Genomic DNA, 26,432 nt, shown 5'->3' with positions numbered 1-26,432 from the left:
ATTGCGGGGTGAAAAGAGTGGTCATTACAGTGAGCAATGACCTGGTAACCGATCAAAGGGTTCAGCGCAGTATTGGCGTTTTGCAAGAGGAAGGTTTTCAGGTAAACTTTGTGGGTCGAAAACTGCCTGCTAGTCAAGATTTTACACCTCATTACGACTACCATCGCTTTAAGCTTTGGTTTCACAAGGGATTTCTCTTTTATGCCCAATTAAATCTCTGGCTATTTTTCTATTTACTATTCCGTAAGCCCTATGATTTATACTGGGCTAATGACCTCGATACTTTATTGCCTAATTATCTGATAGCACGTCTTCGGCGCAAGCCTTTGATATATGACAGCCATGAGTATTTCTGCGGAGTACCCGAGATTCAAGATCGGCCTTTGGTGAAAGCTGTTTGGCAAGGTCTGGAAAAGCGCATTTTCCCCAAATTAAAGTGGGTGCTAACGGTAAATAATAGTATTGCTGACCTTTACGAAAAGGACTATGGAATTCGGCCGCGAGTATTGCGAAATGTGGGAAATAGCCTCCTTCCGGAAGAATGGAAAAGTCGCCCTGAATTAGGACTGCCTGAAGATGCTTTTTTATTGGTAAATCAGGGAGCCGGAATTAATGTAGACCGCGGAATGGAGGAGGTCTTGGAAGCTTTAGCGGGCATGGATTCCAATATCCAATTGATGATAATAGGCAAGGGCGATGTGGTTCCCTTCTTGAAAGTCCGCGCGCAAAAGGAGGATTTAAAGGGGCGGGTGCATTTTATCGACCCTATGCCTTATAGGGATATGTTGCGCTATACAGCGGTTGCTGATTTGGGACTTTCCTTAGATAAGGATAGCAATATCAATTACCGCTTTAGTTTACCGAATAAGGTTTTCGACTATATCAAATGCGGTATTCCAATTTTAGCCAGTAAAGTAGTGGAAGTACGCAATTTGGTGGAAGGTGAGGGCATAGGCTTATGTTCAGAAGTGGAACCTAAAGCTTTACAGGAAAAGATCCGAGAAATTCAGGCTTTAGGAAAAGCTCATTTTAAAGAGGCTTTAGCCGAAGCAGCCCAAAAGAATAGCTGGGATAAAGAACAGCGAGTAATCCGCGAATTATTGGTGGAGATCCGCTAGAATCAGACGGTGTAAGCGAAATAGATCAAAACGCCAAAGGCTTGGCCCTGGCGAATCTAAACTGGAACGCAAGGATTTCTCCCAGGCATTTAGTATCCAATAGCAAATCCGTTCTAACTTCCATTTTTTTAAGGTCCGGAGAATCCGCAATAACTTGAAGCGATGGGCCCATTGGGGATGGTTTTGCTGAATCCAGATTAATGATTCCATAGCTTCTTCGCTCTTGGCTAAAAAGGCCAAATTGCGATCATCAGCAGCGTGGTACTGTGGATTTTGGATATGTAGAATGGGAATTCCTTCCGCCTCTAAGGCAAAACCAAAAAGGCTGTCTTCATAGCCATAGGTCTTTAGGTTTTCTTCAAACTGTAGTTTTTGAAAGATATCAGCATCCGCCAAAAAGCAATTGGTTTGAAAGTTTTCATAGGGATGGGCCTTTCTTTCGACTAAATCCTGCACTTCGCGTTTTTGGGCGAATAACCATCGTAATTCAGTGCCAGGTAAGGCTTTATCATCGGTATAACGACCGCCCACCACCACGGTATTTGTTTTACGCACATTGAAATAATCACTCAGAAAATGTGGGGAGTCAATGCGATTGTCTCCATCGATCATTAAAATATATTTCCCAGTGGCTTTGGAGGCCAGGATATTACGACCTGCAGCCCGGCCTTGATTTTGACTGCCTTTATACAGGAATACTTCAGGAAGCGGTTCCAGCTCTTTGCTTAATTGCTCTTGCCAAATGGGACCCGAGCCATCATCATAAACCAAAATTTCAAAATTGATCTCAAGGCCGCGGGCTTGTTTTAATAACTCTTCCACCAATTTTAAGGGCGAAAAGCAATAGACCAATATGGCAATGCTCAGCTCCACTATAGGCTGTTCTGAACCGTATTAAAGATGGTTCCGTTTTCGCATTTTAGGGTTTCATGAGGGAATTTCAGAATCAGAGAATAATCGTGAGTAGCCATTAAAATAGCGCGACCGCTATTGGAAATTTGCTCCAGCAAAATCATAATCTCTTCTGAAGTAGAAGGGTCCAGGTTTCCGGTAGGCTCATCGGCTAAAATTAATTGAGGATCGTTTAATAAAGCCCGGGCAATCGCAACCCTTTGTTGCTCGCCACCTGAGAGTTGATGAGGCATTTTAGCTTCTTTCTGATCCATACCTACCTTACTCAGTACTTCCTGAATCTTTTTATTGATTTCCTTTTTGGAAGTCCAGCCTGTGGCTTGCAGCACGAATTTAAGATTATCGTGTACCGAGCGATCAGTAAGCAATTGAAAGTCCTGAAATACAATACCAAGACGTCGGCGTAAGCCAGGAATATCTTTCTCCTTAAGATTATTGAGCTTGATACCACAAACTTCGCCACTCCCTTCCATTAAAGGTAAATCTCCGTAAAGGGTTTTCAGCAAACTGGATTTACCGCTGCCGGTAGAGCCAATGAGGTATTGAAAATCGCCCTGACTGATATGCAGGTCAACATTGCTTAAGATTACATTCTTACCCTGATTGATGCGGGCTTGGGTGAGTCTAAGTATTGGATCTCCTTTCATAGGTCGAATTCAAAAGTACTACAAGCATCAGAAGCTGTAGCTGCCAACCTCAATAATAATTAACAGCGCGCGTTTAAAACTTATTCTCGTCTTAAAAATGCTGCCCCTGAATTACTCCTACTTTAGAACGATAGATTAATTAAAGCTAATATGCGCATTTTCAAGGCTTTAAAACGCTCATTGGCTGTACTCATCTTAATTTCTTCTTCATTATCGGCCCAGGTAAACCAACACCTCCAAGGCCATGAAGAAGATTATGAGGCAGCTTTAGAACTTTTCGAAAAGCAGCAATACGGTAATGCTCAACTTATTTTTGATCGCATTGCCAACAATCCGCAATACGGTGATGAAAAACGCATGAACGCCCGATATTTTGGGGCCTATTGCGCAATTGAACTTTACCATGGGGATATTGAAGAAAGGGTAGAGGAGTTTGCTCTGATGCATGAAACCAGTCCTTTGCAAAATCGCTTATGGCTGCGATATGCTAATAATCTCTTTAGCCTAAAGCGCTATCGTCAATCTATTCCTTATTACGAGAAGGTAGATCCCTATGCCTTAAACGCAGAGCAGAAAGCGGAGTTTCAATTTAAATGGGCTTATGCACTCTTACAGGATGAGCAATCCTCTCCAGCCCAGGAGCTTTTCCTGAAATTGAAAGATGGAAACAGCGCCTATGCTAATTCGGCTCGCTATTATTACGCCCACTTACTCTATGCGGATAGCAGTTATGCAGAGGCCTTAAATAATTTCTTACCCTTACAAGAGGATCCTAATTTCGGACCTATGGTGCCTTATTATTTGGCCCATATCTATTATGCCCTGGAAGACTATAATAAATTGGTAGAAGTAGGTGAAGAACTCATCGCCAATGCCAGTGAAAGTCGGGCTCCGGAAATTGCCAAACTCTTAACGGACGCTTTTTACAGTCGAGAAGACTTCGCCAATACCCTTAAGTATCTGAAAATCTATCAAGAGAAAGGGGGACGCATGAAGTTAAAAGATCATTACCAGGCGGGCTATTCCTATTACCGAGAAGATCAATTTGCGGAGGCGATCCGTGCTTTTAATAAGATTACCGCTGGTCCCGAAGAATTGCGCCAGAATGCCTATTACCACTTGGGAGACGCCTATTTAAAAGTAGGTGAGAAGAATCAATCTATGGTAGCTTTTAAAGCGGCAGCGGATCTTAACCATTCCCCTGAAATTACTGAAGATGCCTCTTTCAATTATGTTAAGCTGAGCTATGAACTGGCCAGCCCTTTTAAAGATGCGATTGAAGTATTGCAAGATTTTCTGCGTCGCTATCCGAATTCCAGGCACACGAAAGAGATCAATGGCTATTTGGCCAATATTTATATCACCACCAAGGATTACGATCGGGCCATGGAAGCCATTAAGGTAACGGGCATCAATAGCCCTGAAATGCGTGGTATTTATCAGAAAATTGCTTTTTACCGTGCTACGGAATTATTCAACTCTCTCAAATTTGCCGGAGCGCTAAAGAAGTACGAAGAATCTCGTGCTTATCCTGAAGATAAAGACCTGGCTAACCTGGCGCTATACTGGATTGGTGAATGTCAGTATCGCTTACGTGATTATGAAAATTCGCGTAAGTCTTTCCAAAACTTCCGGGCGGGTAAAGGAGCGGCGGCGCAAACTGTTTATGCTCGTTCCTATTATCACAGTGCTTATTGCGCCTACAAGGTTTTTGATTTTAAAGCAGCGGCAGATGATTTCCGAATTTTTGCGCGCGATGCTAAAACTCAAGATCCACGCAAGGCCGATGCCTATTTGCGCTTGGGCGATGCTTATCTTTTAACGGGTGGTTATTTGTTGGCTTCCGATTTTTATCAAAAGGCCATTCAGGCCAATAGTGTAGAGTCGGATTATGCCCATTACCAAAGAGCGGTGTGCCTGGGCTTAGACGAAAAACAGAATGAGAAGGTTCTGGAACTAAAAACCTTATTGGGTAAATACTCGCGTTCGGTTTATGCGGAGAAAGCCAAATTCGAATTGGGATTGACCTATCTCCATATGGATGATTATGTGAATAGCTTACAGGTATTTAAGGAGTTCGAAAGAGAATTCCCCAATAGTGATCGCTTATTGGAAGTGCAGCTTAAACAAGGCTTGATCTACAGTAACCGCGATCAAAATGAAATGGCCATCACCGTTTACAAAGAGATCGTAGATAAGTATCCTGGCACCCAAGAGGCTTATGAAGCGATTCGTTTAGCGGAAATCGTATACAAGCGTGAGCGCAATATCACGGCCTATTTGGATTGGGTGGCTACCATCGAATTCATGGATATTAAGGAAACGGCACTGGATTCTACAGCCTACAGCGCTGCTTTTGATATTTATGCTGAAGGGAATTATGAAGCAGCATATCAATCCCTGGATAATTATTTAAATCGCTTCCCCAATGGGGTATTTAAGCAGGAAGCACAATTCCTGGCTGCTGATGCCGCTTTAAGAACTGAGAAAAAAGCAGAGGCCTACACCTTATACGCTGCTTTAGAGCACAGTAATAATCGCGAATATAAATTGGCAGGACTACCTTTCTTAGCGGCTCAAGATTTTGCAGATAGTAATTATGCACTGGCTCGTGAGCGCTTTGATCGTTTTGCTCGCTTAGCGGAAAGTAAAGAGCAATTGCAGCGAGCCCGCACTGGATTAATGCGTTGTGCAGACCGATTAGGTGATGATGAGTCCTTATTGGAACAAAGCACTGCCGTATTGAATATGGATCAGGTGAGCGATAATCTTCGCAATGAGGCTAAACGCTACCAGGCCATGGTGTATTTCCGCCGCGAGGCTTATGCACAGAGCTTCCAACTCTTTAGTCAGGTTCAGAAAGCTACGGCCGGAGCGACCAAAGCAGAGGCCTTTTACCACATGGCTTTAATTCGCCAAAAACAAGAGAAATACGATAGCAGCAATGCCTTGATAAATCAGATGATTGAGGCCCTGCCATCTTACCGTGAATGGAAGATGAAGGCCTTGCTTTTGATGGCCCGCAACTTCTGGAAATTGGATGATATTTTTCAGGCCAATTATATTCTCGACTTCATTATTAGCAGTGAGGATAATGCCGAATTGGTGAATCAGGCCAAAGCTTTGAAAACAGAAATTCAGGATGCCGAAGCCCGTGCTATTGCCGAAAAAGAGGCCCTTTTACGCAAGCAAGAGTCACCCATTTTGCTGGATGCTGAGGGCGACCTGCAGTTATTAGATAGTCCGGGAGAAGATATTCCCATGGAGGAACCTGAAATAATTGAGAAATAATATGCGAAAGATCGGATTAAGCTTATTGCTTTTAGGTGGTTTTTCTGCCTTTGCTCAGCCAGACAATTTGGGATCTTTAGAATTAAAGGTTACCGATCGCTATAAGGCACAGGTTAAGGATGCTCAGAAGATTTTGGAGCAACCTCAGTATGCCGATAGTATTAGTCAAAAAATTGAAGTTCAATACAGTATTAACAGCCTGCCGCTGGATGTACGGATGAATCCGGAACCCTTGAGTCCGGCACGCATTCGTGTGGTTGAAGTGCCGGAATTGTACCGAGCCTTTATCCGCGGAGGTTATGGTGCGTATAATACCGGCCTGGCCGAAGTCTATTACAATAGTAAGCGCAGTTCTAAATACAGCTATGGTTTTGATGCTCAGCATCTATCAACCAAAACGGGTGTATCGGATATCCTTTATGAGGACAATGCATTTTCCCGCAATCATATCGGGGGCTATTTCGATCGTTTCTATTCTAAGTATACCTGGCATGTAGCGGCAGATGTCGACTTGAATAAATACCATTATTACGGTCGTCCTATGCTTAGTTTCTTGCCCGGTGATGATACCCTGGGATTAGGAGAAGCTCCTTATAACTGGTACCGCAGTTTTGGAGTGCAGACTTCCTTGCGCGAATCCCGTGAAAAGGAGATGGGCTGGTTAAAGCAGATCGATCTGCGCTACCGCTATTTTGGGGATAATTACAAGGCGCAGGAGAATGATTTTCAGGTGCATTCGGATTGGAATTTACCTGCCGGTGAGCAGAAATTATTTCTGGAACTAAATGCAGCTTATTTCAATACCAAATACGATAGCCTGTTCAGCGCTGCGGATAGCTCCCGCTTATTTGATCAGAGCTTTATGCAAGTACAGATGAAGCCTTATATCCGAGTAGATAAAGGTGAATATGCTCTGGATTTTGGTTTGAATTTGTATTTCCTGGGTAATAATGATAGTCGCCCTGTTAAAACCAATGGGGGTGCCTATTTCTTCCCCGAATTAATCGTGCGGTATCGAGCCGTTCCTGATGTACTGAGCGTAGTGGGTGGGATTACCGGCTTATTGGAACGCAATACCTATCGTGATATTAATGGGATGAGCCCCTTTATCACCACCGGTCAAACATCGGTACCCAGCAGAACCATTAAGGCTTTCGTAGCGGCCGAAGGCTTATTGAGTAGTTCTACTTCCTTCCGGGTTGAAGGAGGTTATGCTAATTTGCGTTCGGATGCTTTCTTATACCGCGATCCCAATTTCTATTTAGACTCAGTGAGTGATGGTATCAATATTCTGTATCAGGATTTGGGCGAATTCTACGCCTCTGGTAGCATTAACTTTAATTGGGAGGAGAAATTCCTTTTAACGGCATCAGCTACCGCCCGCGATTTTAGCCTGGCTGATGATCAATTGGCCTTGTACCGTCCCTATTTCGAGGCGCAGGTGGAGGGAAGCTATACCTACCGCGAAAAAGTAGGCTTGGGCCTGATGTTAAATTATGTGGGAGCCCGTCATGCCTTTGTACAAGAAGCCAATCCCAATTTGGAGGCTATGTTAAAGCCTTATGTTGATTTAGGTTTAAAGATCGATTATTACTACAATTCTCGTATTGGGGCCTTTATTAACTTGAGCAATTTGCTGAATAGCGATTACGAAATGTACCTTGGTTATCGCGCCCAGGGCATCAATGCCTTATTCGGTTTCACTTATCGCTTTTAGAGCCGCCGCAATTTGCAGAAGCATTGTAGCTTTGCCTCCTTATGACAGAAAACAGTAGTCGCTTTGAGCAGAAACTCCACATTCGTTGGAGCGATCTCGATCCTAATGGTCATGTGCGCCATTCCGTTTACTATGATTTTGCCGCCCAATTACGCACCGAACTTTTTATTGCTCGTGGAATTCGGGTAGAGGATATGGCTAAGGCCGGATTTGGCCCGGTATTGTTTGAGGAAAAAGCCAATTTTAGACGTGAGCTGCATTTTGGCGATGACCTGATTATGTCGGGCTCTTTGAAACTATTGCGCGAAGATTATGGCCGTTTTGCCTTTGTCCATGAAATTTGGCGAGGTGAGACTCTTTGCGCCACGGTAGAGGTTTTCGGAGCTTTTATTGATCTTAAATTGCGAAAACTGACCTTGCCCCCGCAAGATTTTATTGATAAGCTTAGTAACTTACCACGCCACGCCGATTTTACGTGGCTTCCGATTGACAAATAAATAGCAGTATATGAAATTACTCGAAGGAAAAGTGGCTCTGATTACCGGAGCATCCAAAGGTATCGGTAAAGGAATTGCCGAGGTTTTTGCCCAACAAGGATGCCAGGTGGCCTTTACTTACCTTTCTTCTGTGGCTCAGGCCGAAGAGGTTGAAAAAGAATTAAGTGCCTATGGTGTTAAAGCCAAAGGCTACCGCTCTGATGCTTCTGATTTTGAAGCTGCCCAACAATTGGTAGACGATGTTTTAAAGGATTTCGAAACCATCGATGTACTGGTAAACAATGCCGGTATTACCAAGGATACCCTATTAATGCGTATGACGGAAGAGGATTTCGACAAGGTGATTCAAATCAACTTGAAGTCCATCTTCAACCTTACCAAAGCCGTACAGCGCACCATGCTGAAAGCCCGCTCCGGATCTATCATTAACATGAGCTCAGTGGTAGGGGTAAAAGGAAATGCTGGTCAGGCCAACTATGCTGCTTCTAAAGCAGGAATTATTGGTTTCACCAAGTCGGTTGCCCTCGAATTAGGTTCTCGCAATATCCGCTGTAATGCCATTGCTCCCGGATTTATCGAAACTGAAATGACCGATAAACTGGATGAGAAAACCGTGCAAGGCTGGCGCGATGCCATTCCACTAAAACGCGGTGGTAGTCCGGAAGATGTTGCCAATGCTTGCTTATTCCTGGCCTCAAACTTATCGGCTTATGTTACCGGTCAGACCTTGCAGGTAGACGGTGGGATGTTGACCTAAGGTCCGCATCTGCAAATGGAAATCACATTTAGCTATTCACCCTGGTATTTAGTCCCGGCTGCTCTTTTGATCGGCCTGGGACTCTTTTTTTATTATTTCCGCAAACCGGAGTATTCCAAAAGCCAAATCTGGACCTTGGCTTCCCTGCGTTTCTTTGGCCTTTTACTGCTATGCTTCTTCCTGCTCAAACCACAAACTGTAGAGCGTGAAGTACAAGCATTAAAGCCACGCCTGATTTTTTTAGAAGATGTTTCTCGTTCCATGCGCTATCATCAGGATAGCCTCGTTTTGGATTCAATGCTAGCTGCATGGTCAGACCAATCAGAGTCACAACTCAGTAAATATCAACTCTTTTCCTATGTTTTTGCCAAAAGTCTGGAGGAGGATTCAGCAAGGGAATCGGAGTTTACCAATATTTATCAGGCACTAGATGAAGTGCAGGATCGCTTTTATGGCGAACCTCTGGCGGCTACGGTATTGCTTAGTGACGGTATTTACAATCAGGGGCGAAATCCTTTGCAATTCGCGGCCCAGACTAATGCGCCATTATACATCCTCAAATATGGAAATAGAGAGCAGGCGCGGGATATTGGTATTGAGGCCCTGCGCTACAATAAGAGTCTTAGTTTAGGTCGTAAACTTAGCCTGGAAATTGATCTGGCTGCTCGCAATGCCGTCGGATCAAGCTTTAAGCTGGAGATTCGAAATTCCGATGAGCAATTGGTACATGAGGCTAAGTTCTCGGTAAATCGTGAGGATTGGCTGGAAAGCCAGATAGTAGAAATAGCCGCTGAAGAGGAGGGCTTACAATCGTATAGTATAGCGCTCATTCAGGCGACAGCCGATGCAAATCCATCCAACGACCGCCGGGAGATTGCCTTTGAGGTGCGCAAAGAGGCCTATGCCATTTGGATTTACAGCCCCCAAAGTCATCCGGATGTAGCCGCTCTCCGCAGAGCCATCCAAAGTGAAGCCAATTGGGAAATTCATTATTGCCGTAATCGCAATGAATTGGATTTAAAAGAGGCACGAGTATTATTGGCCTTTGACTGGGATGAAAGCCTGGTACAGGAGATTACTGAGAAGAGAATCCCTACTTTATTTATTGCAGGCTCTCAATCTAATTTAAGAGCCTTACATAGTTTGGATTTGGCTAAGGGGCTCAATCCGGATGCGGAAGAACAGTTTGCTTTAACCGCCAATAATCTGGGTTTATTTGCGCTGGATGCTGAGCAAAAATCCCTTTTCCCAGGCTGGCCTCCCATCGAGGGTTTGTATGGGAATTTAGAAGTTCCGGCTTGGGCCGAAGTAGTCTTGTACAAGCAAATTGGCAATGTTAAGAGCAATGAAGCATTGGCGATTTCTGGAAGCAGGGAAGGGCAACGCCTGGGATTATTCGCAGGCCGTGGCTTTTGGTCCTGGCGGATGTATAATGTGAAAAATGAAAAGCAAAGTCGTGCTTTTGATCAATTTTTCCGTCGGTGGGTACACTATTTACAAGCCCAGGAAAGGGAGGAACCCTTGCAAATTGAATTTGAGAATGAATTGTATGAGCGCTCCGCATCGCGGGTTATTGCCAAGCTTTACAATCCTGGAGGTAATTTGGTAAATGAGTCCGATCTAAGCCTTAAGCTGAGTGGAGCCAATGGCGAAACCTATGATTACCGTTTCAGCCGGGAGTCGAATATTTATCGCTTGAAATTAGATGGTCTAAAGCCCGGACTTTACAGCTATACCGCCAGTACTCGCTTAGGTGATCGAGATTATGAAAAGCAAGGCAGAATTTGGGTTCAGGAAAACTCTTTGGAACAACAAGATCTGCGAGCCCGAAGGGAAATGCTGGATGCCATGGCCAGCCAAAGTGGGGGTAAAGCTTATGAGCTCAAAGACTGGCCTCAATTGTTGACTGATTTAAGTCAATTGGAAGCCCCTCAGCAATTGAATGAACGCAAGATTAAGCGGGAATTATTGACCAAATGGGAGCTCTTCTTTGTAGTTTTGATACTCATTAGTCTGGAATGGTTCCTCCGCAAATACTGGGGGCGCTATTAAATCAAATAAAACGGTTATGAAACAAAGAACAACATTTTTGATCGTTCTGGCTTTCGTGGCATTTTTGGTAGTTATCCTCACCTGGAATTCTATCACTTATACCATTAATGCTGGCGAAAAGGCGGTAATCTTCCGCAAATTCCAAGGCGGTTTGGATAAGGATAAAGTATACGGACAGGGTTTCCATGTGAAATGGCCCTGGGACGCAGTGTATACCTACGATGTACGTAAAATGGAAAGCTTCAGTAAAATGGATGTCCTGGATCGTAATGGTCTGACAATCACCTTGGATCTTTCCTATCGCTTTTATCCCAAAGAAGATCGAATTGGCTATTTGCACGATGAAATTGGGGCCAACTACCATGATAAAATTATCAAGCCCTATATCCGATCGGCGGCTCGAGAGGTTATAGGTAAATACAATGCCGAGGAGCTTTATTCAACGAAAAGAGAGGATATCCAAAATGAGATTTTTACCCGCACGGCTGAACCTATGGGCGAAAACTATTTGATGTTGGATGCGATCTTAATTCGAGAGGTAAAATTACCGCCAAAATTAAAAGAGGCCATTGAGCGTAAACTCGAGCAAGAGCAGGCATCATTGGAGTATGAGTTTAAATTGCAATTAGCGCGAAAAGAAGCGGAGCGTCAGCGTATTGAGGCCGAAGGTAAAGCGCGTGCCAATGAAATTATCTCGAATTCCTTAACAGAGAAAATTCTAAAAGAGAAGGGAATTGACGCCACCTTAAAACTGGCGGAGTCTAAAAATTCCAAAGTAATAGTTGTGGGTTCCGGCAAAGACGGCCTACCCATCATTTTAGGAAATCAATAAAACAGATCGAATGTCTGAAGAAATCAGAAACCTTGAGCCCCAATCCGTTTGGGGGCATTTTGCCGATTTAAACTCTGTTCCACGTCCTTCTAAAAAAGAAGAAAAGGTACAGGCCTTTATGATCGATTTTGCCAAAAGTCTGGGCTTGGAGTGGAAACAAGATGAAATCGGGAATATCCTGGTATCAAAACCTGCCAGTGCTGGTATGGAAGACCGCAAGAAAGTGGTTTTACAGGCGCATTTGGATATGGTTTGCCAAAAGAACAAAGACACCGACTTTGATTTCGAAACGCAAGGAATCAATATGTACATAGATGGGGAATGGGTGAAGGCCCGTGGAACCACTCTGGGTGCAGATAATGGTATTGGGGTAGCTTCGATTATGGCTGTATTAGCCTCTAAGGATATTGAACATCCCGCTTTAGAAGCTCTGTTTACCACGGATGAGGAAGCAGGCATGACCGGTGCGCATCATTTACAAGCCGGTTTCTTGAGTGGTGATATTTTGATGAACCTCGATACCGAAGATGACGATGAACTTAGCATTGGTTGTGCCGGAGGTATTGATACTGATGTAAACTGGAACTATGAAGAAGAGGCTACCGATGCCGCTACGGAACAAGCTTTCCAGGTGAAGGTAGAAGGTCTTTTTGGTGGTCATAGCGGTATGGATATCGTTTACGGTCGTGGTAATGCCAATAAGGTTTTAAATCGCATGATTTACGATCCTCAAGAAGAATACGGCTGGAGCATCAGTGAATTCGAAGGGGGAGGTTTACGTAATGCCATTCCGCGTGAAGCAGAAGCCATTGTAGTAGTAAGCAAGGATAAAGCAGCTGCGGCCGAAGAATACTGGAAGGAATTAGGTGCTGCTCTGGTTAAGGAGTTTGCTACTACTGATCCGAATATTCGCATTGCCGTGGATAAAGTGGATTTACCGGCTCAAAAAATGACGGCTACCGACTTCCAGCGTTTTAGCGCTGCATTACAATGTACCCATGATGGCATTCGCCGGATGAGTCCTGATGTGGAAGATTTGGTGGAAACCAGCAATAATGTGGCCCATGTGAGCTTAGCCAAGGGGCAGATGAACTTAAAAGCCCTACAGCGTTCGGATCGTGAAAGTGCCAAATTTGATATTGCAGATTCAGTAGGGGCGCCTTGGCGAATATTAGGCGCTCAAGTGGAGCACAGTGGTTCTTATCCTGGTTGGAAGCTCGATCCAAACTCTCGTATGCTGGGCATGATGAAGGATTTGTATGTGGAATTATTTAAGGAAGAGCCTAATGTATTGGCTTGTCATGCAGGTTTGGAATGCGGGCTTTTAGGTCAGCATTATCCTAATTTAGAAATGATTTCTTTCGGTCCGACCATTAAGAATCCGCACAGCCCAGATGAGAAGGTGAACATTGCATCGGTGGGCAAGTTTTGGGGCTATTTCCTTGAAGCCTTAAAAAGGGTTCCGAAATCTTAAAATTGCTAGTACTTTCGCAGAACCTCTCATCAAAAAAAGCGAAAATTGACAGCAAATCACGTGGATATTGTGGAATGCCCCCGCGACGCCATGCAGGGCCTTCACGATTTTATACCAACACAAAATAAAGTAGCCTATCTCCAGTCTTTGCTGGAGGTAGGCTTTCATAGTTTGGATTTTGGCAGTTTTGTTTCTCCCAAGGCTATTCCACAGCTTAGGGACACCAAAGAAGTTCTGGCTAATCTGGACTTGAGCCGTACCCAAACCCAATTACTAGCCATTGTGGCTAATCTAAGAGGAGCGCAAGAAGCTGCTGCTTATGATGAAATCGAATATCTGGGTTATCCCTTTTCAGTTTCGGAAGTATTCCAAAAGCGTAATACCAATAAAACCATTGCCGAGAGCCGGGAATTGGTGGAAGAGCTTTTAGAGCTCAGCGCCAAGCAGAATAAGCAATTGGTTGTTTATGTAAGCATGGGATTCGGGAATCCCTATCGCGAGGCCTGGTCAGTAAGCATAGTTGAGGATTTTTGTGCTGCTTTGGCGGATCGTGGAGTTAAGATCCTGTCTCTATCAGATACCATTGGTACCTCCAATCCAGAAAGCATCGCGCATTTGTTTGGAAGCTTAATCCCTGCCTTCCCACAAGTGGAGTTTGGTGCCCATTTGCATACCCATGCTCATAATTGGCGGGAAAAGGTAGATACGGCTTATGCTAAAGGTTGTCGGCGCTTTGATGGAGCCATTAAAGGTTACGGTGGTTGCCCAATGGCCGCAGATGATCTCATTGGCAATATGCCTACCGAGAAATTACTCAGCTATTTCAATGAAAAAAAGGTGGCCCATGGGGTAGATATGCTGGCTTTTGAGTCGGCCTACAACCGGGCACTGCAAACTTTTCCGCTCTAATTTTTTTACAAGAGAGAAATAGCAATACAAAATAGAGGCCTCGAAAATTTGAAGATCGAAATAGCTTAATTAACAGGCACTTGTTAATAACTGTCCTTCAAATTTTTGCTATGAAAATCGCTGCAAATCAACTCTAACTTTTTCATTGATTTTCACGAAAGCCAGAACTGGTAAGGAATATATGTTCGTGAAATACTTGTATTTTATTCCGTGGTTGACTATTTTCGGTGAAAACAACAACCATGAGGAACTGGCTACAATTAGCTTTAGAGGTCAAAGACTATGTGAGTAATGAAGGGAGGACCCTCTCCATTAGTCAAGGAAAAATGCTGCGCGATCAAGAGCGTAGTTTTCAATTTGAAATGGATAAGCAAACTGCTTAATTCCGCGTAACTTCGCTTAAAAAGTGAAGTGTTCCAAAAAGTTCGAGAAACACAGTTTCCACCCGCTCAGGTGAGCATGTATTGGGACGGCGATTGTTCTTTTTGCCGTTTCTGGACCAGCAACTGGGATAAGATGCTGAAGGGCAAAGTTATTTTTGTGCCCTATCAAAATGCCTTGGATCAATTCGAGGATTTAGATCCCCAAATCTTTAAAGAAGCCAGTCGTTTAATTGATACCGACGGTCATATTTACAGTGGCCCGGATTCTGCTTATCGCAGTTTGTATTTGGCGGGAAAATACCGCTGGATGCACAGATCCTATCAAAGAAATGTACTCTTCCGAAATTTTAGCGATACTCTGTACCAATGGATGGCTACCAATCGAGGTTTCTGCTTTAGAATTACCAAAATGCTTTTTGGCTCCGATCCTTTGAACCTTCGACCCTTTTGGGCGATATACTTATTTGTATTCTTGTTTCTGATCCTAAGCTAGCCTGCTTTTCAGCCCTTAATAGTATTTTAGCCGCATGAAAGAATCGGAGTGTATCCCTTACCGTCAAACCGGTTATTTTAGTCAACTGATCCTCGACTATTTAGATCATAATCCTCAATTACAGAACTATATATCGGATTTTCCCGAACTCAAATCTTTTAAAGCCCGCATCCAGGCGCGCCAGGATTTTCCCTTGGATAAGCGTCAAGTTTTGGCGGATAGTTTAATCCAACAATACCAGGAAACGGGTATTGAGCCTAATGCTGATTTGCTGGAGAATATTGAGAGCCTAAGATCGAATAAGACCTTTACGGTTACCACCGGACATCAATTAAATATCCTCACGGGCCCCTTATACTTTATTTATAAGATTGTAAGTACCATTAATTTGAGTAAACAACTCAAAGAAGCGTACCCCGAATACAATTTTGTACCCATTTACTGGATGGCCAGTGAAGATCATGACTTTGAAGAAATCTCCTTTATCAATCTCTTTGGAGGTCGATTAAAATGGGTGAATGACTTTAAAGGTCCAGTGGGGCATATGCCACCTTTCGGGATGGGCAAAGTGATCGACGAGTTGGAAGAGCATTTAGGTCCTGGCAAGCAGGCCGAAGAAATTCTGAGCATTTTACGTAATGGCTATCACGAACATCCGAATTTAAGTCAGGCTACCCGCTGGGTGGTACATGAGCTCTTTAAATCGGAGGGATTGGTCGTTTTGGATGCGGATCGACCAGAATTAAAGCAGCAAATGCTTCCCCATTTTAAGACAGATCTCTTTGAAGATCGCATCCACCGAAAGGTGCAAGAGCAAAGCGATGCCTTAGGTCATAAGTATTTTGCTCAAGTGTTTCCAAGACCCATTAATCTCTTTTACTTAAAGCCCGGTTTAAGGGAGCGCATTGAATATAAGGATGGCGAATGGTTGGTTTTGAATACCGATATCCGTTTTAGTGAGAGCGATTTAAATTCTGAACTTGAAAATCACCCGGAGCGATTCAGTCCCAATGTGGTTTTACGTCCTTTATATCAAGAGGTAATTTTACCTAATCTGGCTTATATAGGCGGGGGAGGTGAATTGGCTTACTGGTTTCAATTGAAGTCGATGTTTGATGATCAAGCCGTGCATTTTCCTTTATTGATCTTGCGAAACTCAGTATTGCTTTGTCCGGAGAAATGGTGTAATCGCTTAGCTGATTTGGATTTGGATCCGCGCGAATTATTTCAGGATTTAAATGATCTGAAACGGAATTATATCAAAAAACGCTTTCCTAAGGATATCGAGCTCAAGGATTTTGATGAGCAATTGGAAAAGATGTTTGAAGATTTGGAGGCCATTGCCGAATTAACCGACCGCTCGATGTTGGGAGCTGTTAATGCCCAAAGGCAAAAGCAATTGAATGGCATTGAGAATTTGCGTAAAAAGCTGATTCGCGCAGAAAAACGTCGTTCTTCCGAGCAGATGGAAAAGTTGGAAAGAGCCTATTTAGCCCTCTTTCCAAAAGGTGGTTTACAGGAGCGCCATGATAACCTATCGCCCTATTATGCGAGCTATGGAAAAGACCTTATTCAAAGACTATTGAAAGACCTCGATCCATTGGATTTTCGCTTTACTATTGTCCGGCTTTAAGCTTTATATTCGAGCAACTAATTCAAGAACATGAAAAGAATCAGCCTTTGGACTCTGTCTGCTTTATTAGTGGCCGGAGCCTGCACCAATCCTACTGAAGAGAAAACACCCGCTGAAAACGAATCCATGACTGAAAAGACCACTGATTATCAATGGCAAACTGAGCAATTTGCAGATTTACGCATTTTGCGATACCAGGTTCCCGGATGGGAAAAATTAAGTCTGCAACAGAAAAAACTGGCTTATTACCTCACCCAGGCTGGCCTGGAAGGTCGCGATATTTTATGGGATCAATTATATCGCCATAATTTGGAGATTCGCAAGGCTCTAGAGACCATTATTAAAAATCACGAAGGTGAAGGAGATGCCCAATGGGAGAATTTCCTGATTTATGCCAAGCGTGTATTCTTTAGCAATGGTATTCATCATCATTACAGCCATGCCAAACTAAAGCCCGAATTTGATCAGGCCTATTTGGAATCTTTATTGGAAAAGAGTGGCGCCAGCTTAAGTGAAGAGGCGATGGCCGTAATTTTCAATACCGAAGATAGCAAGGGCGTAAGTAAGGATCCTAATCATGATTTATTGCTGGCATCCGCAGTAAATTTCTATGATCCAGATATCACGGAAACGGAGGCCACGGCCTTTTATAAAGCTCAGATGAATCCTAAAGACAGCACCCCAATTAGCTATGGCTTAAACTCCAAATTGGTTCGCGAAAACGGAACCTTGGTGGAGAAAACCTGGCATGCGGAAGGTTTATACGGACCCGCCATTAAGAAGATTATTCATTGGTTGGAATTGGCCCAAGGGGTAGCTGAAAATGAGCAGCAGGCCAAGGCTTTGGGTCTTTTGATCGAATACTACCAAAGTGGAGATCTCAATAAATGGGATGAGTATAATATTGCCTGGGTGCAGGATACCGCTAGCACGGTAGACTATATTAATTCCTTTATCGAAGTGTACCACGATCCGCTTGGTTATAAAGCAACTTATGAAACTGTGGTTCAGGTAAAGGATATGGATGCCAGTGAAAAAATGAAGGTGATTTCGGATAATATCCAATTCTTCGAGGATAACAGTCCGATTATGGACCAACATAAAAAGGAAAAGGTGGTAGGCGTATCCTATCGCATGATTAATGTTGTTGGTGAGGCTGGGGCAACGACTCCTTCAACTCCTATTGGGGTTAACCTGCCGAATGCCAACTGGATTCGCGTAGAGCATGGTTCTAAATCGATTAGCCTCACCAATATTGAAGGGGCTTATGAAAATGCCCGCGGGGAAGGTTTCCTTGAGGAATTTGCCTTTAGTACCGAGGAATTAGAACGTGCTAAGAAATACGGAGCGATTAGCTCTAAAATGCACACTGCTCTGCATGAGGTAGTAGGCCACGCTTCCGGGAAACTAGAAAAAGATGTGCATACTCCCAAGGAGACCTTGAAAAACTACTCCAGCACCTTGGAAGAAGCCCGTGCTGATTTAGTTGCACTTTACTTTATAATGGATCCTAAAATGCTGGAGCTAGGTTTAATGGAAAGCCTGGAGGCCGGTAAAGCGGAATACGATAATTACATCCGCAATGGCTTGATGCTGCAGTTACGGCGCCTGAATTTGGGTGAGAATATCGAAGAAGATCATATGCGTAACCGTCAATTAGTTGCTGCCTGGGCCTTTGAAATGGGCGCAGAGAATAATGTGATTGAACGTAAGGTAATTGATGGCAAGACCTATTTCGTAATTAATGATTACGATGCCTTGCGTGAGATTTTCGGCAAGCAACTTCGTGAGATTCAACGTGTAAAATCCCAAGGCGATTATCAGGCTGGCCGTAATTTAGTGGAGAACTATGGAGTGAAGGTGGATCAGGCCATTCACGAAGAGGTTCTACAACGTACTGAGAAATTGCATATCGCTCCTTATGCGGGTTTCATTCAACCTGAAATGAAACCGGTTTATAAGGGTGAGGAGATTATTGATGTTGAACTCGAGTTCCCTACTGACTTCTTAGAGCAGATGTTGCGCTACGGAGAAAAGTATTCCAACTTATAAAATTGAAAGGCCTGTCAATAATGGCAGGCCTTTTGCTTTTCAGCCGCTAAACATCCAAGCTTTATGAAGAGAATTATACCAGCCATTTTAGTAATTGCTGCATTACTCAGTTCTTGTGGGGGCCAAAAGCCGGTTATGATCAATACCATGCGTCCCGCAGCTCTTACCATTGATCCCGGTATTCAAACCTTATTATTGGTGGATCGCACCAAGCCCAGTAAAAAGGGCAATTGGGTGAATATTGGTGAAGGCATTCTTACCGGAGAAATGCCACATCAGGATAAAGCAGCAGCCCAGGAGCTCTTAAACAGTCTTAAGAATGCTTTGCAATCTTCGCCCCGCTATGAAGTGCTCATTGCTTCGGAGCGTTTGGAAGGAAACAGTTTAACCGCAGCCTTTCCAGATCCACTACCAGAACATTTACAATTTAATATCATGAATCGCTATCGTGCAGATGCGATCCTGGTATTGGAAGTAATGGACAGTGATTTTATCATCACCCAAGGTACTCGTAAGGTGAAGCGTAAAGTAGTCGAGGGGAAAAATCGTCGCGAAATTGAAGTAGATGAATGGTATGCTGAAGGGGTAGCTAATATCCGTGTAGGCTTACGCTTGTATAATCCTCGCAATAAGGAATTGATTGATCAGCAAATGATCTCGCAAACCAATACCTGGGAGGGAGCGGCCGATAGTAAGGCTGGGGCTTTAGCGGCATTGATCAGTCGCGCCGATGCGGTACGACATTTATGTGGCCAAATCGGACATGATTATGCCTATAAAATTGCTCCAATGCCCATAACCTTAAAGCGCATTTTCTATACCAAGTCTAAAGAATCTCCCGAATTGGAAGAAGGTGGTCGCATGGCCGAAGTAGGTCAATGGGAAGAAGCGATTGATATTTGGAAGAAGGGCATCCCTAATGCTGTTGAACAAAAAGATGCCGGAAGAATGGCTTATAATATCGCCGTGGCCTACGAGGTATTAGGCGATTTGGAAGAAGCTAAGCGCTGGGCTCAAGATGCCTATTCGCGCTATGGAAATAAAACGGCTCGTACTTATGCCAGTCAATTACAGCGACGCATGCACGACGAAAGAGCGGTTCAAAATCAGTTGCAAGAATGAGTATGGATTTTAGCGCTATTCTTAGCACCGAGGGTTTAATAGCTTTTTTAACCCTGAGTTTATTGGAGATTGTTTTGGGTATTGATAATATCATTTTCATCTCCATCCTGACCAATAAACTACCTAAAGAAAATCAAACCAGTGCTCGTATATCAGGAATTTCTCTTGCTCTGGTATTCCGGGTGGCTATGCTTTTCGGTATCACCTGGATCATACAGTTAACCGAGCCCTTGTTCACGGTAATGGACCTGGAGTTTACGGGTCGCGATCTGGTGCTCTTGGCAGGTGGATTGTTTCTTCTGGCTAAATCAACCTCCGAGATACATCATAAGATGGAAGGAGAGGAGCATCATGAAGAAGAAGGTAAATCTAAGGTGCGCAAAGGCCTGGCTGGAATTATTATTCAGATAGCACTGCTGGATATCGTTTTTTCTTTTGATTCCATATTAACTGCTATCGGGATGACCCAGGAACTGGGAATCATGATTTTAGCGGTTATTGTGTCTTTGATAGTCATGTTGATTTTCGCGGGAAAGATTGCCGCCTTCATTGCCCAGCATCCTACCTTACAGATATTGGCTTTAAGCTTTTTGATTTTAATCGGGGTAATGCTCATTGCCGAAGGGTTCCATCAACATATTAGTAAAGGCTATATCTATTTCGCAGTGGCATTCTCCTTAATAGTGGAGATTATCAATATGCGAGTGCGGAAGAGATCAACAAAAAGCCGTTAAAAAAGAGCTAAAATCTCAATTGAGCAACGATCTCTAAATAATAAATAGGAATTAATGTAGATTTGTAGGCTTAAACCCTATTTTAATATTTCTCCTATGAAAAAAACAGTACTTACTCTTGCTTTGGCCTTAACTTTAGGAGCAGCTTCCGCTCAAAATGATTTGGGAATCAATATGACTTCTCCTGCTGCTGGTAGCACTGTAGGTCCAGGTGTAGCTTTTGATTTTGACGTTACCATTACTAATGTGGGAACTCAGGCTGTTACTACCAATGATACTGTAGTATACTTTCCATTATTAAATGGTTCATTATTGTATACTTCACAAGGTGGTCAGCAAGTACCTATCGCATTTTCGATTACTGGAACTACCATGAACACCAATGATACTGAAAGTCGTTCTATCAGCTTCGGTGGTTTGAGTATTAATAATGGTACAGCCACTAACGTAGATTTCTGCGGTGGTGTAATTGCTTTTGGTCCAAACTGGAACAATGTAAACGAGAGTGATACTACTAATAACACTTCTTGTCAATCTATCATGTACGATCCAAACGGAGGTACAGTAGGTTTAGCTGAAAACGTAATCTTCAGCGAAGGTTCTTTAGCAGTATTAGATGGATCTTACTCTGATGGATCTACTTTCTATGTAAACGTTTACAATATGAGCAGCCCTTCGGCTAAAGTGAGCTTTATCGATCTTACTGGTCGTGTAGTTTACAGCCAGTCTTTCCAAACTCAAGGAAAAGAAGTGCGTGCTGAGATCAGCTTAAACGATATGCCAGAAGGTATTTTGTTAGCGGTTTTGGAAGTAGACGGAAAGCAAATCAATGCTAAGAAAATTGTAGTAGAATAAGGACTATTCTCTAAGAAGCATAAAAAAAGCAGCCTCGAAAGGGCTGCTTTTTTTTGTGGGTTCTTGGCAATTACTTCACCATTACCTTAATTGTTTTAGAAAGCTGCTTTCCGTAGGAACGGTGCCAGCCATCCGCAAACTGCATGGTTAAAGTGTATTTACCAGGGTTTAAATCAAGGCTGTCACTGGTTTGGCCACCGCCATAATGGATGTTCACACTATCACTAGGTACGGTGCCACCAAATTCAATGTAATGGTTGTTGATGATGATGTGGTGGTGCCCTTTGCCTTCGTGTACTTCACCAGCGGGCTCTACTTCCATACCTTCAACACCAAACTCAACTAAGAAAGGACTCTCCAGGGTGTCTCCATCAGCCAGATTGGCAAAAAACACTTTAGCATCGGCAGGAGCCTTTGGTTGACCAGACGGACTTTCGCTGCTTTCTTCGCTTGTGTTGCTATTGCTTTCCTGTGAACTGCTTTCTTCTTGGCTGGCTTGATTTTGACAAGCTCCAGCAATTAATGCTACTCCTAGCATCATTGAAATCTTCTTCATGTTTGTTCTTTTATTCAAAAATAGAGGCGATTTCTACAGGGCACAAATAATGGGCATGCTAAATTTTCTTACAATTTTTGATAGCTAATTTCAGAAAATGCTAATGTAAATAACTGAATATCAAATCATTTATTAATGAAAACGGTTATTTACAGTTATTAAAAATTCTTTGTTAATAGAATTATAAAGCTTGATTTATAAGGGCTTATACTCTAGCTATTTTTGAAACGCTATGAAGAAAAATACAGCCTTATTCTTGATTTTGCTTTTGAGTTCTCCTCTGCTTTGGGCTCAAAACTTACCTTATTTACTGCGTCATTTGGAGTATCAGGCTCCGCAATGGGATCAGCATTTACAACTGCAGGTTAATGCAGCCAAAGATACAATCATCAGCTGCAGTGGTAGAAGTATTGAATCAGGACTTTTGCAAGAAGATCATTATGATAGTTCGGGAAACTGGATTGGCGTAGATCGTATTGTATTGGAAGGAGCAGCGGCCATTCGGCGTTATAATTACAATAACTCCGAAGTACTGGCGCTCTATAATGATCAAGACCAATTGCTTAATCTGAATCGGGTTTCAAGCGAAGGGGAGAGCCTATATCGGAATTACGAATGGCATGACTCACTATTGTTGCGAGTTAATGAAAATCAGGGAGATAAGGTCCTGGAATGGGTGTTTATCTATACTCCTGATTTTAGTCGCCTCCTTAAAGTAAAGCATTTCGAAAATGGTCAGGAAATTGGAGAATATCGTTTCGGCTATTCAATGGAAGGCCAATTGATTAAAGAGGAGCAATGGAGTCAAGGCAGTTTAAGTAGATTGGTGACTTATCAATATGAAGATCAACAAGTCTATGCTTTCATCCTTACAGATTTAATGCAAACTCGAAATAATCTGCAAGAGAAGCATTTCTTTCAATACCAGGATGATGGCCTGTATTCTAAAGAAGTACAATGGGTAAATATGGATAATAATCAGGTGGTAGAGCGCCAAGTGCTTAGCTTTAATGCTGAGGGTAATATCCTGGAAAACAAGAGAATCTATTATTCTCAGGAAGGAAGCCGGCAAAGCATCCACTTGTATAGCTACCCCGACAGTAATCCTGAATCTGCTTCTTGGAAAAACCTTAGTCTTCGTATCGAAAGACGTTAATAGCTACAATCTTTCCTATTGCTTTGGCCCTAATTAGCTTTGTTTTTGTGAGTTAATTTCAAACTATAATATTGGACTAATAAATCTTAGTATTGATGCTAAAAGGCCTTAGACTTTCTTTCTAATTGGCCGATAAATTTATCTTTCCAATCTTTTTTTTCGTCGAATAGCAAAGTTTTTTGGGCCTTCAATTTCGGGGCTAAATTGACCTGGGAGCCGGAATAGGCTTGCAGTAGCGGCTTTCACTCATAAGACTATCTAAACGTTAAGTTTTGGAGAAAACGTAAAAGCTGACTGAACTTAAGCTATCTTGCGACAGCAAATCCGAGTGGATTTGTGTCATTTTTTATTTTTTTATTCTTATGAACATTTTTGTTGCAAGTCTGGACTTTAACGTTCAGGAAGATGAGCTCCGCAGCGCTTTCGAAGCTTTTGGTGAAGTATCATCAGTTAAAATCATCACTGACCGCGAAACCGGTCGTTCCAAAGGTTTTGGATTTGTTGAAATGCCTTCGGATGATGAAGGTAGTCAAGCCATCGAATCATTGAACGGTTCTAACTTGCGTGGCCGCGATATCGCGGTTAAAGAAGCACGCCCACAGGAAGAGCGTCCAAGAGGTGGAGGTAATTTCCGCGGTGGTCGTGGCGGCGGCGGTGGTTACCGTGATCGTAACTACGATCGTAACGACCGTTACTAGGATTTGAATCTTATTGACAGTCTAGATCCCGAAGTTTTACTTCGGGATTTTTTTATGCCCTACTTTTCCTGATCCTCAGCAATGAATTCCTTTTGGGTGTGCTCAAATTGCTTCACACTCTGATTCTTACGAATTCGGGTAATGGCCAATAGCATATAAAAGGCTGCTTTTGGTATTTCTATAAAAATGCCCAGATTCTTCCATTTGAAATAGGAACGAGGAATGCATATAAACAAGGTAAAGGCATACAGTCCTAAGTAGATATACCAATAGGGATGGGGGCTTGAGAAGACAAAGGACAAGGCTGCTGCAATAAACAGGAGCAAGGCAAAGAGTAATTTAGGAATCAGAGCCATTTGCAACATCTTGTCAAAAAAGCCAATATTCCCTTTGAACAGGGCAATTAATCCTGGGAAGAAGAATACTCTTAAAGCGTGGAACTGGCCGGCAATCCATCGTTTACGCTGATTGCTGAAATTCTTGCCCTGTGAAACCTTCTCATCATAAACCGGGATATGAGGTATGAAGTCGATGGTCTTGCGATGTTCATTTAAATAGAACTCAAAGAGTTTATCCTCAACAGCAGAATCCTTATTGATATTCTCCAGGGTTTCCTTTAAAGTAGCAGCCTCGAATAGCATTCCACTGCCAATTAAGGCCGAGCTTAAGCCTAATTTGCGATGGCCTTCCCTAAAAATAGTATTGGAAATACCTTCTGTAATTCCATCTAAAACCGCCAGTTTGGTATTGTCATTCTTAGCAGTGCGATGTAATTGATACACTGGAATATCTTCCCGGATTATGGCATTGGTTTCCAGTAAACCATTTTTGTCCATGCGATTATCTGCATCCAGAATTAAAAAGTAATCGGGCCATTTATCTCCCTCTTGAGCCTGCATTTGCGTCAAAAGGTTTTTGGATTTTGTGGAATGCTCAAAATTCATCACTACCACTTCGGCACCCAGGGCACGGAGTTTTTCAACAGTTTCGGGTTGCATCTGATCCGAACCCACTACCACGTGCTTTAATTCCGCGGGATAGTCCAGTTCCAAAGCCTGTTTTGCGGTTTGAAGGATAATTACATCTTCTTTATAAGAGGGGATCAGTAGGGTGATTTTATACTGCTTTTGATCCTGTCTTTTAATCTTGCGTGGCAAATGTGCCACTAAGGCAAAAATCAAACTATAAAAAACCTGAATCCCAATGAGAATGAGGAGTACAAGTTCCAAATACGACCAAATTACTTGCATGGGGTAGATTGCTGTGAGGGTGTTAACAAACCTAAGTTTTCTCCGATAAATTTATTCGGCTATCCGCCAAGAAAATTAACAGATTTACTAAGAGTCAGGGCTTTGAAGGTGTAGCTCTATTTATGTTTATGCCACCATTCTGTGCTGGGGGCTCCAATGCTGTGTATTTGGCCCAGAGCCGGACTTCGCCAATTAAGCTTTTTATTTTCAGCGTGTTTAATAAAATCTTCCATGGGTTCAAACCAGGCATGTTGGTAGGATAAATTGAACCCGGCCCAATGTACCGGCACTGCTTCTTTAACTCCGGCATCAATCGCGGCTTGTACACTTTCCTCTGGAAACATATGAATATCAGGCCAGTCTACACTGTACTGTCCACATTCCATAAAGGCCAAATCAAAGGGTCCTAATCTTTGTCCTAGCTCTTTGAAATGGGGACCATAACCGCCGTCGCCACTAAACCAAATAGAAAGTTCAGAACTTTTTAATACCCATCCGCCCCAAAGACAACGAGCCATAGAGCTTAATCCTCTTCCTGAGAAATGTCGACTGGGACTAAAGTGTAGTTCAAGAGGTCCAATTTGTTTTTGATTCCACCAATCCATTTCATCAATTCGAGATTCATCAATGCCCCAGGCTACTAAATGCCGCTTCAGGCCCAAGGCTACCACAAAATGCTTAACCTTTGGCGCAAGCTTTTGGATACTCTCCATATCCAAATGATCGTAATGGTCATGACTGATTAATACCAAATCAAGATCAGGTAGCAGAGCTATTTGTTCTAAACTATTTTCAGAAAATCGCCTGGTACGAGCGGGTCCAATGGGAGAGGCATCTTGCCCCAGCATGGGGTCGATAAGTATATTAAGTCCGGCCATACGCAAGGCTAATGCCGAATGTCCAAACCAGGTATAGGCGAAATGTTCTTTGGATTTGAGGAATTCCGAAGCCTCAAAGTCAAATAAGGGAAGAGCTTCCTTAGGGATCGCTTGGGGATGTCCTTTAATTTGTTTGCAGAGCATGCCCGGTAATTTTCGCCAGTCGACTCCGGTTTGAGTGGGAATACTATTTTGGAATTTACCATTTTGCCATTGTGGGGACTGAGCATAGCGCTCTTTCCATTCCGAGCTTAGCTTCCCGCCAAATTGTTTTGATTTCATTTTATCTTGTTTACCACTTGAGCACTCGAAAGAGTCTCTGAATTAAATAAGGGTAAAGAATAATCCGAAGGTAAGTAATGCTTCTTATAATTCGTAAGAAAGTGTCGATAGAGAATCGATAGCTCCGTTTTCTA

General features: G+C 43.0%; 23 protein-coding genes. 18 read left to right on the top strand and 5 right to left on the bottom strand.

Features of this window, described 5'->3' with window-relative positions; genetic code table 11:
* Nucleotides 1–8 precede the first annotated feature (8 nt).
* Nucleotides 9–1,118: a glycosyltransferase gene (locus tag ACO05P_RS04615; RefSeq protein WP_421753695.1), complete on the top strand. Its 1,110-nt coding sequence runs from the start codon at nucleotides 9–11 to the stop codon at nucleotides 1,116–1,118.
* On the opposite strand, the gene ACO05P_RS04610 is transcribed toward ACO05P_RS04615, so the two are convergent.
* Nucleotides 1,098–1,991 (bottom strand): glycosyltransferase family 2 protein, encoded by an 894-nt coding sequence (locus ACO05P_RS04610; RefSeq protein WP_421753693.1) that lies wholly within the window; start codon nucleotides 1,989–1,991, stop codon nucleotides 1,098–1,100. The two genes, ACO05P_RS04615 and ACO05P_RS04610, sit on opposite strands and share 21 nt — an antisense overlap.
* Nucleotides 1,991–2,677, bottom strand: coding sequence for a cell division ATP-binding protein FtsE (locus ACO05P_RS04605; RefSeq protein WP_421753692.1), 687 nt, complete (start codon nucleotides 2,675–2,677; stop codon nucleotides 1,991–1,993). The genes ACO05P_RS04610 and ACO05P_RS04605 overlap by 1 nt, the downstream gene beginning before the upstream one ends.
* Before the next feature lie 150 nt (nucleotides 2,678–2,827).
* On the opposite strand from ACO05P_RS04605, the gene ACO05P_RS04600 reads away from it, so the two are divergent.
* The 15 genes from ACO05P_RS04600 to ACO05P_RS04530 all read left to right on the top strand — a co-directional run bounded on the left by ACO05P_RS04600 (nucleotide 2,828) and on the right by ACO05P_RS04530 (nucleotide 21,478).
* Nucleotides 2,828–5,968, top strand: a complete 3,141-nt coding sequence (locus tag ACO05P_RS04600) for a tetratricopeptide repeat protein (protein ID WP_421753690.1) — start codon at nucleotides 2,828–2,830, stop codon at nucleotides 5,966–5,968.
* Nucleotide 5,969: 1 nt separating this feature from the next.
* Entirely contained in the window at nucleotides 5,970–7,685 is a 1,716-nt protein-coding gene (locus ACO05P_RS04595; protein ID WP_421753688.1) for a hypothetical protein, read from the top strand.
* A gap of 41 nt (nucleotides 7,686–7,726) precedes the next feature.
* The gene (locus tag ACO05P_RS04590; RefSeq protein ID WP_421753687.1) at nucleotides 7,727–8,182 is read left to right on the top strand and encodes an acyl-CoA thioesterase; all 456 of its coding nucleotides are present in this window, start codon (nucleotides 7,727–7,729) and stop codon (nucleotides 8,180–8,182) included.
* 10 nt (nucleotides 8,183–8,192) lie between these two features.
* The gene (fabG, locus tag ACO05P_RS04585) at nucleotides 8,193–8,939 is read left to right on the top strand and encodes a 3-oxoacyl-[acyl-carrier-protein] reductase (protein WP_421753685.1); all 747 of its coding nucleotides are present in this window, start codon (nucleotides 8,193–8,195) and stop codon (nucleotides 8,937–8,939) included.
* A gap of 15 nt (nucleotides 8,940–8,954) precedes the next feature.
* The gene (locus ACO05P_RS04580; protein WP_421753683.1) at nucleotides 8,955–10,991 is read left to right on the top strand and encodes a hypothetical protein; all 2,037 of its coding nucleotides are present in this window, start codon (nucleotides 8,955–8,957) and stop codon (nucleotides 10,989–10,991) included.
* A gap of 16 nt (nucleotides 10,992–11,007) precedes the next feature.
* Complete coding sequence (locus tag ACO05P_RS04575) at nucleotides 11,008–11,823, top strand: prohibitin family protein (protein ID WP_421753681.1); 816 nt, start codon at nucleotides 11,008–11,010, stop codon at nucleotides 11,821–11,823.
* Between the two features lie 10 nt (nucleotides 11,824–11,833).
* Nucleotides 11,834–13,297, top strand: a complete 1,464-nt coding sequence (locus tag ACO05P_RS04570; RefSeq protein WP_421753680.1) for an aminoacyl-histidine dipeptidase — start codon at nucleotides 11,834–11,836, stop codon at nucleotides 13,295–13,297.
* A 90-nt stretch (nucleotides 13,298–13,387) separates the two neighbouring features.
* Nucleotides 13,388–14,206, top strand: a complete 819-nt coding sequence (locus ACO05P_RS04565; RefSeq protein WP_421754879.1) for a hydroxymethylglutaryl-CoA lyase — start codon at nucleotides 13,388–13,390, stop codon at nucleotides 14,204–14,206.
* A gap of 242 nt (nucleotides 14,207–14,448) precedes the next feature.
* Nucleotides 14,449–14,589: a hypothetical protein gene (locus tag ACO05P_RS04560; RefSeq protein ID WP_421753678.1), complete on the top strand. Its 141-nt coding sequence runs from the start codon at nucleotides 14,449–14,451 to the stop codon at nucleotides 14,587–14,589.
* 28 nt (nucleotides 14,590–14,617) lie between these two features.
* A complete protein-coding gene (locus ACO05P_RS04555; RefSeq protein ID WP_421753677.1) occupies nucleotides 14,618–15,082 on the top strand; it encodes a DCC1-like thiol-disulfide oxidoreductase family protein in 465 nt (154 codons plus the stop codon).
* A gap of 34 nt (nucleotides 15,083–15,116) precedes the next feature.
* The gene (bshC, locus tag ACO05P_RS04550; RefSeq protein WP_421753676.1) at nucleotides 15,117–16,715 is read left to right on the top strand and encodes a bacillithiol biosynthesis cysteine-adding enzyme BshC; all 1,599 of its coding nucleotides are present in this window, start codon (nucleotides 15,117–15,119) and stop codon (nucleotides 16,713–16,715) included.
* A 30-nt stretch (nucleotides 16,716–16,745) separates the two neighbouring features.
* Nucleotides 16,746–18,767, top strand: coding sequence for a dipeptidyl-peptidase 3 family protein (locus ACO05P_RS04545; RefSeq protein WP_421753674.1), 2,022 nt, complete (start codon nucleotides 16,746–16,748; stop codon nucleotides 18,765–18,767).
* Between the two features lie 63 nt (nucleotides 18,768–18,830).
* Nucleotides 18,831–19,889 carry a DUF6340 family protein gene (locus ACO05P_RS04540; protein WP_421753672.1) on the top strand — a complete coding sequence of 353 codons (1,059 nt, stop codon included), beginning with the start codon at nucleotides 18,831–18,833 and terminating at the stop codon, nucleotides 19,887–19,889.
* Complete coding sequence (locus ACO05P_RS04535; RefSeq protein ID WP_421753670.1) at nucleotides 19,886–20,623, top strand: TerC family protein; 738 nt, start codon at nucleotides 19,886–19,888, stop codon at nucleotides 20,621–20,623. The genes ACO05P_RS04540 and ACO05P_RS04535 overlap by 4 nt, the downstream gene beginning before the upstream one ends.
* A gap of 96 nt (nucleotides 20,624–20,719) precedes the next feature.
* Nucleotides 20,720–21,478, top strand: coding sequence for a hypothetical protein (locus ACO05P_RS04530; RefSeq protein WP_421753668.1), 759 nt, complete (start codon nucleotides 20,720–20,722; stop codon nucleotides 21,476–21,478).
* Nucleotides 21,479–21,548: 70 nt separating this feature from the next.
* Here ACO05P_RS04530 and ACO05P_RS04525 read toward each other — a convergent pair whose 3' ends face one another.
* The gene (locus ACO05P_RS04525; RefSeq protein WP_421753666.1) at nucleotides 21,549–22,034 is read right to left on the bottom strand and encodes a DUF4399 domain-containing protein; all 486 of its coding nucleotides are present in this window, start codon (nucleotides 22,032–22,034) and stop codon (nucleotides 21,549–21,551) included.
* A gap of 232 nt (nucleotides 22,035–22,266) precedes the next feature.
* Between ACO05P_RS04525 and ACO05P_RS04520 the strand changes: the two genes are divergently transcribed.
* Nucleotides 22,267–23,190 carry a hypothetical protein gene (locus tag ACO05P_RS04520; RefSeq protein ID WP_421753664.1) on the top strand — a complete coding sequence of 308 codons (924 nt, stop codon included), beginning with the start codon at nucleotides 22,267–22,269 and terminating at the stop codon, nucleotides 23,188–23,190.
* 362 nt (nucleotides 23,191–23,552) lie between these two features.
* Nucleotides 23,553–23,888 carry an RNA recognition motif domain-containing protein gene (locus tag ACO05P_RS04515; protein WP_421753663.1) on the top strand — a complete coding sequence of 112 codons (336 nt, stop codon included), beginning with the start codon at nucleotides 23,553–23,555 and terminating at the stop codon, nucleotides 23,886–23,888.
* Between the two features lie 59 nt (nucleotides 23,889–23,947).
* Here ACO05P_RS04515 and ACO05P_RS04510 read toward each other — a convergent pair whose 3' ends face one another.
* Nucleotides 23,948–25,138: a glycosyltransferase gene (locus ACO05P_RS04510; protein ID WP_421753661.1), complete on the bottom strand. Its 1,191-nt coding sequence runs from the start codon at nucleotides 25,136–25,138 to the stop codon at nucleotides 23,948–23,950.
* 116 nt (nucleotides 25,139–25,254) lie between these two features.
* Nucleotides 25,255–26,298: an MBL fold metallo-hydrolase gene (locus tag ACO05P_RS04505; RefSeq protein ID WP_421753659.1), complete on the bottom strand. Its 1,044-nt coding sequence runs from the start codon at nucleotides 26,296–26,298 to the stop codon at nucleotides 25,255–25,257.
* Between the last annotated feature and the right edge of the window lie 134 nt (nucleotides 26,299–26,432).

Source organism: Croceimicrobium sp. (assembly GCF_965228705.1).
GTDB lineage: Bacteria > Bacteroidota > Bacteroidia > Flavobacteriales > Schleiferiaceae > Croceimicrobium.
This window is presented reverse-complemented; position numbering and strand designations above follow the sequence as displayed.

Bases quoted from the DNA above. Each gene is read 5' to 3' on its own strand.
- ACO05P_RS04605 (WP_421753692.1), bottom strand. From the start codon at position 2,677: ATGAAAGGAGATCCAATACTTAGACTCACCCAAGCCCGCATCAATCAG.
- ACO05P_RS04600 (WP_421753690.1), top strand. From the start codon at position 2,828: ATGCGCATTTTCAAGGCTTTAAAACGCTCATTGGCTGTACTCATCTTA.
- ACO05P_RS04595 (WP_421753688.1), top strand. From the start codon at position 5,970: ATGCGAAAGATCGGATTAAGCTTATTGCTTTTAGGTGGTTTTTCTGCC.
- ACO05P_RS04590 (WP_421753687.1), top strand. From the start codon at position 7,727: ATGACAGAAAACAGTAGTCGCTTTGAGCAGAAACTCCACATTCGTTGG.
- fabG (WP_421753685.1), top strand. From the start codon at position 8,193: ATGAAATTACTCGAAGGAAAAGTGGCTCTGATTACCGGAGCATCCAAA.
- ACO05P_RS04580 (WP_421753683.1), top strand. From the start codon at position 8,955: ATGGAAATCACATTTAGCTATTCACCCTGGTATTTAGTCCCGGCTGCT.
- ACO05P_RS04575 (WP_421753681.1), top strand. From the start codon at position 11,008: ATGAAACAAAGAACAACATTTTTGATCGTTCTGGCTTTCGTGGCATTT.
- ACO05P_RS04570 (WP_421753680.1), top strand. From the start codon at position 11,834: ATGTCTGAAGAAATCAGAAACCTTGAGCCCCAATCCGTTTGGGGGCAT.
- ACO05P_RS04565 (WP_421754879.1), top strand. From the start codon at position 13,388: ATGCAGGGCCTTCACGATTTTATACCAACACAAAATAAAGTAGCCTAT.
- ACO05P_RS04560 (WP_421753678.1), top strand. From the start codon at position 14,449: ATGAGGAACTGGCTACAATTAGCTTTAGAGGTCAAAGACTATGTGAGT.
- bshC (WP_421753676.1), top strand. From the start codon at position 15,117: ATGAAAGAATCGGAGTGTATCCCTTACCGTCAAACCGGTTATTTTAGT.
- ACO05P_RS04545 (WP_421753674.1), top strand. From the start codon at position 16,746: ATGAAAAGAATCAGCCTTTGGACTCTGTCTGCTTTATTAGTGGCCGGA.
- ACO05P_RS04540 (WP_421753672.1), top strand. From the start codon at position 18,831: ATGAAGAGAATTATACCAGCCATTTTAGTAATTGCTGCATTACTCAGT.
- ACO05P_RS04535 (WP_421753670.1), top strand. From the start codon at position 19,886: ATGAGTATGGATTTTAGCGCTATTCTTAGCACCGAGGGTTTAATAGCT.
- ACO05P_RS04530 (WP_421753668.1), top strand. From the start codon at position 20,720: ATGAAAAAAACAGTACTTACTCTTGCTTTGGCCTTAACTTTAGGAGCA.
- ACO05P_RS04525 (WP_421753666.1), bottom strand. From the start codon at position 22,034: ATGAAGAAGATTTCAATGATGCTAGGAGTAGCATTAATTGCTGGAGCT.
- ACO05P_RS04520 (WP_421753664.1), top strand. From the start codon at position 22,267: ATGAAGAAAAATACAGCCTTATTCTTGATTTTGCTTTTGAGTTCTCCT.
- ACO05P_RS04515 (WP_421753663.1), top strand. From the start codon at position 23,553: ATGAACATTTTTGTTGCAAGTCTGGACTTTAACGTTCAGGAAGATGAG.
- ACO05P_RS04510 (WP_421753661.1), bottom strand. From the start codon at position 25,138: ATGCAAGTAATTTGGTCGTATTTGGAACTTGTACTCCTCATTCTCATT.
- ACO05P_RS04505 (WP_421753659.1), bottom strand. From the start codon at position 26,298: ATGAAATCAAAACAATTTGGCGGGAAGCTAAGCTCGGAATGGAAAGAG.